This is a genomic window from Belnapia moabensis DSM 16746, assembly GCF_000745835.1.
GTDB lineage: Bacteria > Pseudomonadota > Alphaproteobacteria > Acetobacterales > Acetobacteraceae > Belnapia > Belnapia moabensis.
In genome coordinates this window covers 60,097-70,452 of record NZ_JQKB01000028.1, presented here as the reverse complement: position 1 = coordinate 70,452, position 10,356 = coordinate 60,097, and the positions used below count along the sequence as shown (strand labels likewise).

The 10,356-nt window shown below is 70.7% G+C and carries 9 protein-coding genes; 2 read left to right on the top strand and 7 right to left on the bottom strand.

Features of this window, described 5'->3' with window-relative positions; genetic code table 11:
* Positions 1-225: 225 nt before the first annotated feature.
* From flhA to fliF, 6 genes are read right to left on the bottom strand one after another with little or no spacing between them, the layout of a single operon-like run.
* A complete protein-coding gene (gene flhA, locus EP26_RS17970; protein ID WP_052389333.1) occupies positions 226-2,283 on the bottom strand; it encodes a flagellar biosynthesis protein FlhA in 2,058 nt (685 codons plus the stop codon).
* Positions 2,284-2,286: 3 nt separating this feature from the next.
* The gene (locus tag EP26_RS17965) at positions 2,287-3,657 is read right to left on the bottom strand and encodes a sigma-54 interaction domain-containing protein (RefSeq protein WP_043340576.1); all 1,371 of its coding nucleotides are present in this window, start codon (positions 3,655-3,657) and stop codon (positions 2,287-2,289) included.
* A 2-nt stretch (positions 3,658-3,659) separates the two neighbouring features.
* Entirely contained in the window at positions 3,660-3,953 is a 294-nt protein-coding gene (gene fliN / locus EP26_RS17960; protein WP_052389335.1) for a flagellar motor switch protein FliN, read from the bottom strand.
* A gap of 29 nt (positions 3,954-3,982) precedes the next feature.
* Entirely contained in the window at positions 3,983-4,675 is a 693-nt protein-coding gene (locus EP26_RS17955) for a FliH/SctL family protein (RefSeq protein ID WP_043340573.1), read from the bottom strand.
* Positions 4,672-5,673, bottom strand: coding sequence for a flagellar motor switch protein FliG (gene fliG, locus EP26_RS17950; RefSeq protein WP_043340571.1), 1,002 nt, complete (start codon positions 5,671-5,673; stop codon positions 4,672-4,674). The genes EP26_RS17955 and fliG overlap by 4 nt, the downstream gene beginning before the upstream one ends.
* Positions 5,673-7,268 (bottom strand): flagellar basal-body MS-ring/collar protein FliF, encoded by a 1,596-nt coding sequence (fliF, locus tag EP26_RS17945; RefSeq protein WP_043340570.1) that lies wholly within the window; start codon positions 7,266-7,268, stop codon positions 5,673-5,675. The genes fliG and fliF overlap by 1 nt, the downstream gene beginning before the upstream one ends.
* A 258-nt stretch (positions 7,269-7,526) precedes the next feature.
* Between fliF and EP26_RS17940 the strand changes: the two genes are divergently transcribed.
* Positions 7,527-8,459 carry a ribose-phosphate pyrophosphokinase gene (locus EP26_RS17940; RefSeq protein WP_043340567.1) on the top strand — a complete coding sequence of 311 codons (933 nt, stop codon included), beginning with the start codon at positions 7,527-7,529 and terminating at the stop codon, positions 8,457-8,459.
* A gap of 39 nt (positions 8,460-8,498) precedes the next feature.
* On the opposite strand, the gene EP26_RS17935 is transcribed toward EP26_RS17940, so the two are convergent.
* Complete coding sequence (locus tag EP26_RS17935) at positions 8,499-9,596, bottom strand: branched-chain amino acid aminotransferase (RefSeq protein ID WP_043340566.1); 1,098 nt, start codon at positions 9,594-9,596, stop codon at positions 8,499-8,501.
* A 141-nt stretch (positions 9,597-9,737) separates the two neighbouring features.
* Here EP26_RS17935 and EP26_RS17930 point away from each other — a divergent pair, with 141 nt between their 5' ends.
* A complete protein-coding gene (locus tag EP26_RS17930) occupies positions 9,738-10,355 on the top strand; it encodes a glutathione S-transferase family protein (protein WP_043340564.1) in 618 nt (205 codons plus the stop codon).
* Position 10,356 lies beyond the last annotated feature (1 nt).

Sequence of the window (10,356 nt, the reverse complement as noted above, 5' to 3'; positions counted from 1 at the left end):
GGCTGTGGCGGCGTAAGTCCGCCACGGCCGGCAGCCACCGAGGCGTAGGGCGAGCGCAAGGAGGTCATGGCGCAACAGTCGGTGAGACGGGGTCGGGAGAACCAGGTAGAGCCAACGTACCCCGAGTACGCCGGTCTGATGTGGACCCGATCCGCGAACTCCCATGCAGGCCGGCGGTCCATGGCCGCAAAAGAGGCCGGACAGATGGCAGCATCCGACTACGCGTCACGGCAATCCTGAAGTTTTCCCTTGCCCTGAAGGGGGCGTCCACAGATGGCTCAGCACCACCGTCGAGGGGCGGAAGCGCTCGACGATCGCCCGCACATGCGCCCGGATGCCGGCCGAGCAGACCAGCACCGGCGCCTCGCCCGCGGCGTTGTCCAGCACCTCCCGCACCCGCTGCATGAACTCCTGCAGCCGCGAGGGCGCCATGGCGAGCTGCCGCTCCTCCGGCGGCCCGGTCAGGCTCTCGGCGAAGGCCAGCTCCCACTCCGCCGAGAGCGGCACCAGCGGCACATAGCCCTGCGGCCCCCGCGCCGCCTCCGACAGTTGCCGCGCCAAGCGCGCGCGAACGGTGGCGAGGATCGCCCCCATGCCCCGTGCCCCGCCCGACACCGCCTCCTGCACCCCTTCGAGGATGGTCGGCAGGTCGCGGATCGAGACCCGCTCGGCCAGCAGCGCCTGCAGCACCCGCTGCAAGGCGCCGAGGCTGATCTGCGCCGGGATGACATCGGCGACGAGCTTCTTGTGCTCCGTCGGCAGCTCGTCGAGCAGCTTCTGCGTCTCGGCGAAGGAGAGCAGCTCCGGCATGGTGTCGCGCACAGTCTCCGTCAGATGCGTCGCCAGCACGCCCGCGCAATCGACCACGGTGCAGCCCCGCGCCAGGGCCTCGTCGCGCAGCGCCTCCTCGATCCAGAGCGCGGGCAGGCCGAAGGTCGGCTCGTTGGTTCGCTCGCCCGGCATCGCCGGCACCTGGCCCGAGGGATCGATGGCCAGATGCAGCGGCGGCCGCAGCCTGCCGCGCGCCGCCTCGATCTCCTTCACCCGCAGCACATACTCGTCGGGAGGCAGTTCGAGGTTGTCCTGGATGCGCACGCTCGGCAGCACGAAGCCCATCTCGCTCGCCATGGTTCGACGGAGACTCTTGATCTGCTCCGTCAGCCGCGGCGCCTCGCCAGCGGCGAGGGATAGCAGCCCGTAGCCCAGCTCCAACCGCAGCAGGTCGAGCCGCAAGGCCTCGGCAACCGGCGGCTCGCCCGGTGGCGGCGGAGCGGGCGGCGGCGCCTCGGCCGCCTTTCGCTCCGCCTGCCGCCGGTTCAGGGCCAGCGCCCCGCCGCCCGCCGCAAGGGCGAGGAAGGGAGCCAGCGGCATCCCCGGCATCAGTGCGAGGAAGCCGGCGGCGCCGGAGGCCAGCGCCATCGGCTTCCAGCCGCTGCCGAGCTGCCGCCCCATCACCTCATCCGCCCGCTCCTTGCCCGAGCCCTTGGTGACAACGATGCCGGCCGCCACCGAGATCAGCAGCGCCGGAATCTGGCTGATGAGGCCGTCACCCACCGTCAGCGTCGCAAAGGTCGTCGCCGCCTCGCCGATCGGCATACCATGGCGCAGCACGCCGATGCCCAAGCCCCCCAGCAGGTTGACCACCGTGACGATGAGGCCCGCGATCGCATCGCCGCGGACGAACTTCGCCGCACCGTCCATGGCGCCGTGGAAGGCGCTCTCCTGCTCAAGCTCACCCCGCCGGCGCCTCGCCTCCGCCTCGTCGATGATGCCGGCCGAAAGATCGGCATCGATCGCCATCTGCTTGCCCGGCATCGCATCCAGGCTGAAGCGCGCCGCCACCTCGGCGATGCGCCCGGAACCCTTCGTCACCACCATGAAGTTGACGATGAGCAGGATGGCGAAGACGATCATCCCGACCATCACGTCGCCGCCCATGAGGAAGCCGCCGAAGGCCGCGACCACATGCCCCGCCGCCTCCGGCCCCTCATGCCCATGGCTGAGGATGGTTCGCGTCGTCGCAACGTTCAGCGCGAGGCGGAGCAGCGTCGTCAGCAGCAGCAATTGCGGGAAGGCGGTGAACTCCAGCGGCGAGCGCAGGAACAGCGCCACCATCAGCACCAGCACCGAGACGGTGATGGACAGCGCCAGCCCGGCATCGAGCAGCAGCGTCGGCAGCGGCACCACCAGTACCGCCAGCAGCAGGGCGACGCCGACAGCCAAGGTCACGTCGCCCCCCGGCTGCAGCCGCCCGAGCCAGGCCGGAAGCACGATGCTGCCCATGGTTCAGCCCTCCATCGCCCAAGGCATGGCAGGATGCGCCGCCGGCACCGCGACGCCCTGCGCCCGGTACTCATGCAGCTTGTTGCGCAGCGTGCGGATGGAGATGCCAAGGATCTCCGCCGCCCGCGTACGGTTGCCGAGGCAGTGGCTCAGCGTCTCGAGGATAAGGTCCCGCTCCACCTCGCCGACCTTCCGCCCGACCAGGCCGCCCACCCCCTTCGCCGCAGGCGCTGCGGCACCCGGCTTCGCCTCTACGGCTGCCACCGCCGGCGGAGGCAGCGGCGTCAGCTCAACCGCCTCCGGCCCGATGGCGGGGCCCTGCGCCAGCAGCACCGCACGATGCAGCGTGTTCTCCAGCTCCCGTACATTCCCGGGCCAGGGATGCGAGAGCAGCAGCGCCTCGGCCATCGGGGACAGCGCCCGCACCGGCAGCCCGTTCGCCTCGGCGAAGCGCCGGGCGAAATGCGCGGACAGCGCCAGGATGTCGAGCGGCCGCTCGCGCAACGGCGGGATATGCAGCGACAGCACGTTCAGCCGGAAATAGAGATCGGCCCGGAACCGTCCCGCCTGCACCTCGGCCGCAAGGTCCCGGTTGGTCGCCGCCAGCAGCCGCACATCGACCTTCACGGGCGCGCCGCCGCCGAGCCGGTCCACCTCCCGCTCCTGGATCACGCGCAGGATCTTCGCCTGCAGCCGCGGATCCATCTCGCCAATCTCATCCAGCAGCAGCGTCCCGCCATCCGCCTGCTCGAACTTGCCGCGCCGCGCCGCGACGGCGCCGCTGAAGGCGCCCTTTTCATGGCCGAACAGCTCGCTCTCCAGCAGCGCCTCCGGCAGCGCCGCGCAGTTCAGCGCGACGAAGGGCCCCTGCGCCCGCTTGCTGCTACGATGGATGTGCCGCGCCAACACTTCCTTCCCCGTGCCGCTCTCCCCGGTGATGAGGATGCTGGCCTGCGCCACGGCAAGCTGCGCCGCCCGCCCGAGCAGCGCCGCCATGGCCGGGTCGCGATGCACCGGCGCCTCCGTCTCGCCCGCCGCGGCGGCGAGCATGGCGGCGATCAGCTCCGCATCCGGCGGCAGCGGCAGAAACTCCTTCGCCCCGGCGCGGATCGCCCGCACTGCGGCGGCGGCATCGGCATTCCGCCCGCAGGCGATCACCGAGCAGGCGATGCGCTCCGCCGCCAGCTGCTCCACCAGCCAGCCGATATCATGCGTCACCTCGCAGAGGACGAGGTCGGCCCCCTCCGCCCGCAGCCGCTCGAGGCCGGAGGAGACGCCCTCCGCCTGCGCCAGCCGCGCGCCCTTCGCACTCGCCATGCGCGCCGCGAGGCCCAGCTCCGCCGTCAGCGCGCCGATGATGAGGAGCCGTGCCATGCTCAGACCCCCCGGTCACCCTTGACGATCTCGGTCATCGTCACGCCGAGACGGTTGTCCTCCACCATCACCACCTCGCCGCGCGCGACAAGCCGGTTGTTGACGTAGATGTCGACCGCCTCGCCCAGCTTGCGGTCCAGCTCCACTACCGCCCCGCGCCCGAGCTTCAGCAGCTGCGAGACCTGCATCGTCGCGCGGCCGAGCACCGCACTCACCTGCACCGGGATGTCATAGACCGCCTCCAGGTCCCGCCCACTGCCGGAGGGACGGGGCGCTGCGGCCTCCATCGGGTTCATCGCCTCGAAACCGGCGGGATCCGCCATGCTCATTTCTCCTCGGTCATGGGTGACAGCCCGAAGCCGCGCAGCAGATCGGCGATCGCCGCCCGCTGGGCCTCGGGCGAGAACTCCGCCCCGCCACCACGCCAGGCGGCCCGCACCGCGCCCGGCGCCAGCGCCGTATCCTCGGCGATGCGCAGCCGCGAGTCGGCAAGCCGCGCCGCCGCCGCCTCGCCATGGCCCGGCGCGACATGCAGGGCGACCGCGACCCCGTCCTCCAGCAGCGGCGCCAGCCGCCCGGCGAGCCAAGCCGCGCTGTCCGGCGTCAAACGCTCCGCCGCCACCGGCAGCGCCGCGCCCAGCGCCGCGAGCAGCACGCCGGCAAGCTGCGTCGCCGCCGCATCCACCGCCTGCCCAATATTGTCCCCGGCTTCCGCCAGGCGCAGCGCGATGGCCTCGAGCACCGCCACCTCCCGCGCCGCCCGGCTCGCCGCCTCCGCCGTGCGTCCGGCCGCCTCGCCATCGGCAAAGCCCGCCTGACGCGCTGCCTCCAGCATCGCCTCACGCACCGCCGCCTCGGCCGCCGCTTCCGCCGCGGCGATGGCGGCGGCATCGGGCGCCGGCTCAACCTCCGGCGGCGGTGGTGGCGCGTCGAGATCGGGCACGTCGAACGGCATCTCGACGCGCGCGCTCGCCCGCGGCCGCGCCAGCATCAGCACCGGCTCGAACCCGTCCGTCACGGCAGCATCTCCTCGTCCCGCCCGTCCTGCAGGAGGATCGTGCCCTGCGCCGCCATGTCCTTGGCTACGGCGACGATCGTCGCCTGCGCCTCGTCCACGTCGCGCAGCCGCACCGGCCCGAGCGCCGCGATGTCGTCGCGCAGCAGCTTCGCCGCCCGCTCCGTCAGGTTCTTCATGAACATCTCGCGCAGGGTCTCCGAGGCGCCTTTCAGCGCCAGCGCCAGCTTGTCCTTCTCCACGCCCCGCAGCAGCGCCTGCAGCCCGGCACCGCTGACGCGCTGAAGGTCCTCGAAGGTGAACATGAGGCCGCGGATGCGCTCCGCGCTGTCGCGGTTGCGCTCCTCGAGCGCGGTGAGGATGCGCGCCTCAGACTGGCGGTCGAGGTTGTTGAAGATCTCCGCCATCATCTCATGCGCATCGCGCCGCGCTGCGCGGGCGAGGTTCGACATGAACTCCATCTTCAGCGTGCGCTCGACGCCCTCCAGCGCCTCCTTCTGCACGGTCTCCATGCGGAGCATCCGCATGACGACCTCCATGGCGAAGCCCTCGGGCAGCAGGGAGAGGACGCGCGCGGCGTGGTCCGCCTTGATCTTGGTCAGCACCACGGCGACGGTCTGCGGGTATTCGTTCTTCAGGTAGTTGGCGAGCACGGCCTCGCTGACATTGCCGAGCTTGTCCCACATGGTGCGGCCCGCCGGACCGCGAATCTCCTCCATGATCTGCGCCACGCGGTCCGGCGGCAACGTCCTGAGCAGCAGGCGTTCGGTGCTCTCGAAGCTGCCGGTGAGCGAGCCCGCCTGGCCGAGCTGCTCGGCGAAATCGATGCAAAGCTCCTCGATCGTCGCCGAGGCCACCGTGCCGAGCGTCGCCATGGCGATCGAGAGATCGCGGATTTCGTCCTCATGCATCCGGGCGAACAGCTTCGCCGCATGCTCCTCGCCGAGCGCCAGCATCAGCGCCGCGGCCTTCTGCTGCCGCGTGAGCAAGGTCTTCGACATCAGGCCGGCTCCTCGGGCGTCAGCCAGCGGCGCAGCACGGAGAGGGCCTCATCCGGGTGCTGCTCCACCAGTTCGATCAGGTTGTTGATGGCCGAGGCGCGGACCTGCCCCTCGATTTGCGCCCGGTCGATCATCGCCTCGGCGCCAGGCAGCCGCCCGGCCTCGCCGCCCTCAAGCAATGCCTCGCCCTCCGCCGCCGCGCCCTCGGCAAGCGCCGGCGCTGGCGGCGCGAGGGTCGCCGCCACCCGCCCGATCACCGGTCGACCGAGCAGCAGGATGGCGACCAGCGCCACCAGCGCGAGCAGCCCGCTCTCGATCAGCCGCGTCGCCAGCGCCGGCGCGATGGGCAGGCCAAGGAAGCCCGGCGGCTCGGCCGGCCCGCCCGCCTCCTCGACGAAGCGCATGGATACGACTTCGACCTTGTCGCCGCGCCGCTCGTCGAAGCCGATGGCGCTGCGCACCAGGGCGGCAATGCGCGCCAGCTCCTCCGGCGTCCGCTCGCGCCAGGTGCCGCCCTCGACGAGGCCATCCACCAGCACCGCGACGGAGAGCCGCTTCACTACCGGATGCTCCCGGAGCGTCGAGCGGCTGGAGCGCCCGATCTCGAAATTCGTCGTCTCCTCCTGCCGGCTCTCGCTGCTCGCCCCGCCGCCACCCTGCGCCTCCTGCCCCGGCAGGTTGGTGGCGACCGAGGTCGGCGGCGGCTCGGCGCCCCGGTTCTGCTCGGTCACGCGCTGGGTGCTGCGCGGCACCTGGTTCTCCGGATCGAAGCGCTCCTCGCGCGTCTCCACCCGGTCGAAATCCATCTCCACCGTCGCCTCGGCCCGCACCCGCCCAGGCCCGAGGCTGCGCTCCAGCAGTTCCTCCACCGCCCGGCCGACGCGCATCTCCTGCGCCCGCCGCATCTCCTCCTGATTGAGGGCCTGGGCAGCACCAGCCAGCGCCTGGCCGCCGCGCGCCAGCAACTCGCCTCTGGTATCGACGATCGAGACATGCTGCGGCTTCAGCCCCGGCACCGCCGTGGCGACGAGATGCAGCACCGCCTGCACCCCCTCCCGGTCCAGCCGCTGCGCCCCCTGCATGGCAAGCACCACGCTCGCCTGCGCCTCGCCCCGCTCGCGGGAGAAGGCCTCCCGCCTCGGAAGCACCAGGTGGACGCGCGCCATTCGCACACCGGCGAGGCCGCGGATGGTCCGCGCCAGCTCCCCCTCCAGCGCCCGCAGCCGGTTCACATCCTGCTGGAAGGGACTGGTGGTGAGGCCTTCAGCCCGGTCGAAGATTTCCCAGCCGACCCCGCCGCCGGAGGGCAAGCCCTCCTTCGCCAGCAGCAGCCGGAGGCGTGCCACCTGCTCGCTCGGCGCCAGCACCTGGGTTCCGCCGGCAGCTAGGCGATAGGGCACCCGCTGCCGCTCCAGAACGGCGATGACGGCGGCCGCATCCCGCCCCTCCAACTCGCCGAAGAGCGGGCTCATCGGCACCTCTCCCGCCCGCAAGGCCATGACGGCGAGGAGGGCCAGGATGCCCGCGGCGACTGCGCCGAGCGCGATCAGGCGCCCGCGGCCGAGGCCCTTCAGCCCTTCAATGACCCCGTTCATCGGTCCCGCCCAGCCGCGTATGGCCGATGCATCGCTCATTCCCCGATCAGCCTTTTGCCGATGGGCAGAATTTGCCGCATGCCGCCTTACCGGCCGGTTAAGATCGCGGCCGGTTCATCTCCGACCGGTTGTCACGAAAGCGTCCCTGCCATGTCACGCAGGCGGAGCATGGCGATTTACAGGCCACCTCCCGCTTGGTATCTCCCGTCCGCCCCGCCGATGGGCACGGGCGGCACAAAGACAGGGGTCCGGCCGGGCATGAAGATCGTCGCCTGCAACAGCAACCGGCCTCTGGCCGAGGCGGTAGCCGCCTCGCTCGGCCTGCCGCTCACCAGCGCCTCCATCCGCCGCTTCGCCGACATGGAGGTCTTCGTCGAGATCAACGAGAACGTCCGCGGCGAGGACGTCTTCGTGGTGCAGAGCACCTGCTACCCAGCGAACGACAACCTGATGGAGCTGCTGATCACGCTCGACGCGCTGCGCCGCGCCAGCGCCCGCCGCGTCACCGCCGTGATCCCTTATTTCGGCTACGCCCGGCAGGACCGGAAATCCGGCTCCCGCACGCCGATCTCGGCCAAGCTCTGCGCCAATATCATCACCGCGGCCGGCGCCAACCGCGTGCTGACGATGGATCTCCATGCCGCGCAGATCCAGGGCTTCTTCGACATCCCCGTCGACAACCTGTTCTCGGCTCCGCTCTTCTCGCGCGACATCATGGAGCGCTACAAGGGCCGCGACCTCATGGTCGTCAGCCCGGATGTCGGCGGCGTGGTTCGCGCCCGCGCCATGGCGTCGCGCCTCAACACCGACCTCGCCATCATCGACAAGCGCCGGCCCCGCGCCGGCGTCTCCGAGGTGATGAACGTGATCGGCGAGGTTGAGGGCCGTCACTGCATCCTGGTCGACGACATCGTCGATTCGGGCGGCACGCTCTGCAACGCCGCCGAGGCGTTGATCAAGAACGGCGCCTCCGGCGTCTCCGTCTACGTCACCCATGGCGTGTTCTCGGGCGGTGCGGTGGCGCGGGTCGGCGCCTCGCCGATCGAGAACATGACGGTGACGGACAGCATTCTGGCGACGGAGGCGGTGCGGGTCTCCTCCAACATCCGCCAGGTGACGATCGCCCCGCTGCTAGCCGAGGCGATGCGCCGCATCTCGGAAGAAAGCTCGGTTTCCTCCCTTTTCAACTGAACTGGCTAGGGGCCCCTAAGAGGGGCCCCCAGCCTGGCCTCAGGCCGCGACGGGCGCCTTAACCACGCTGGTCCAGCCATGCGGGTCCTCGGCGCGGCCGTACTGGACCGCCGTGATCGCGTCGTAGAGCCGCTGCGTCAGCTCGCCCGTCTGCCCGCCGCCGATGACGATCTTCTGGTCCTTATAGCCCAGTTCGCCCACCGGCGAGACGACGGCAGCCGTCCCCGTCCCCCACATCTCCCGCAGCGAGCCGTCCTGCCCGGCCCGCATCACCTCCTCGATGGAGATGCGCCGCTCGGAGACGCGGAGGCCCCAGTCGCGCATCAGCGTCAGCGCCGAATTCCGCGTGACGCCATCGAGGATGGTCCCGCCGAGCGGCGGGGTGATCACCTCGTCGCCGATGCGCAGCATGATGTTCATGGTGCCGACCTCGTCGATCCAGCGCCGCTCGATCGCGTCCAGCCAGAGCACCTGGGTATAGCCCTGCCGCTCCGCGTCGCGTTGCGCCGAGAGCGAGGCGGCGTAGTTGGCCGCCGTCTTCGCCTCGCCGAGCCCGCCCTGCACGGCGCGGACATACTTGTCCGTCGCCAGGATGCGCACCGGCTTCACCCCCTCCTTGTAGTAGGAACCTACCGGCGAGCAGATGATGAAATAGGTGTAGCGATGCGCCGGATGCACGCCGAGCATCACCTCCGTCGCCACCACCGTCGGGCGGATGTAGAGCGAGGTGCCGGGGCTGCGCGGCACCCAGTCATGGTCGGCGGCGACGATCGCCTCGAAGCTGCGGCGGATGAGGCCGGCATCCATCTCCGGAATGCAGAGCGCCGCGCAGGACCGGTTGAGGCGCTCGGCATGCCGCTGCGCCCGGAACAGCCGCACCTGCCCGTCCGCGCCCCGGAAGGCCTTCAGCCCGTCGAACACCGCCTGGCCGTAATGCAGCACGGAGGTCGCCGGGTCCATCGTCAGCGGGCCGTAGGGCACGACGCGCGGGCTGTGCCAGCCGCGACCCTCCTCGTATTCCATCAGGAACATATGGTCGGTGAAGACCTTGCCGAAGGAAAGGGAGGCATCCTCCGGCCGGCGCTGCGGCGCCCTGGTGCGGGTGACGCTGATGGTGGTCTCGGGAGAGGATGGCATTGCGCCCGTTCCGTTGTGACTGGGGTCTGGCGTGCCACCATAGCGTAACACTCCGGTGGCCTGAACCCACCCCGAATCCCCCTTGCCGCCCGCCCGCGCCTCGGCTCATCTGCCGCCGACACGACTGCGGAGGAACCCCCCATGAAGCTCTACTACGCCCCCGGCGCCTGCTCCATCGGCATCCATGTGCTGCTGGAAGAGATCGGCAAGCCCTACGAGGCGGCGCTGCTGAACACCAAGGAAGGCGCCCAGTTCAAGCCCGAGTTCACCAGCATCAACCCGAAGTCCAAGGTGCCGACCCTGGTGCGCGACGACGGCTCGGTGCTGACCGAGTACCCCGCCATCGCCCTCTGGCTCGCCAGCACCTTCCCCGAGGCGAAGCTCCTGCCGAAGGACGCCGAAGGCCTCGCTAAGGCGCTGGAATACACCGATTACGCCGTGGCCACGCTGCACATGCAGGGCTTCTCCCGCATTTTCCGCCCCTCCAACTTCGCCCCGAACGAGGCGGACCACGAGGCGGTGAAGGCCCGCGGCATCGAGATCTTCGAGAAGGGCCTCGGCCTCTTCGACAAGGCGCTGACCGGCAAGGACTACCTGCTCGGCGAGTTCTCCTTCGCCGACAGTGCGCTCTTCTACGTCTCCTTCTGGTGGGCCGCGCGGCTGAACAAGACCCTGCCGCCGAACGTCGCCGCCCATTACGAGCGGATGAAGGCCCGGCCCTCGGTGCAGCGCACCATGGCCGCCGAAGGCTTCGCCTGAG

What these genes read in the sequence shown, in the direction of transcription:
- flhA (WP_052389333.1), bottom strand. Translation starts at nt 2,283, where the DNA reads ATGGGCAGCATCGTGCTTCCGGCCTGGCTCGGGCGGCTGCAGCCGGGG.
- EP26_RS17965 (WP_043340576.1), bottom strand. Translation starts at nt 3,657, where the DNA reads ATGGCACGGCTCCTCATCATCGGCGCGCTGACGGCGGAGCTGGGCCTC.
- fliN (WP_052389335.1), bottom strand. Translation starts at nt 3,953, where the DNA reads ATGAACCCGATGGAGGCCGCAGCGCCCCGTCCCTCCGGCAGTGGGCGG.
- fliG (WP_043340571.1), bottom strand. Translation starts at nt 5,673, where the DNA reads ATGTCGAAGACCTTGCTCACGCGGCAGCAGAAGGCCGCGGCGCTGATG.
- fliF (WP_043340570.1), bottom strand. Translation starts at nt 7,268, where the DNA reads ATGAACGGGGTCATTGAAGGGCTGAAGGGCCTCGGCCGCGGGCGCCTG.
- EP26_RS17940 (WP_043340567.1), top strand. Translation starts at nt 7,527, where the DNA reads ATGAAGATCGTCGCCTGCAACAGCAACCGGCCTCTGGCCGAGGCGGTA.
- EP26_RS17935 (WP_043340566.1), bottom strand. Translation starts at nt 9,596, where the DNA reads ATGCCATCCTCTCCCGAGACCACCATCAGCGTCACCCGCACCAGGGCG.
- EP26_RS17930 (WP_043340564.1), top strand. Translation starts at nt 9,738, where the DNA reads ATGAAGCTCTACTACGCCCCCGGCGCCTGCTCCATCGGCATCCATGTG.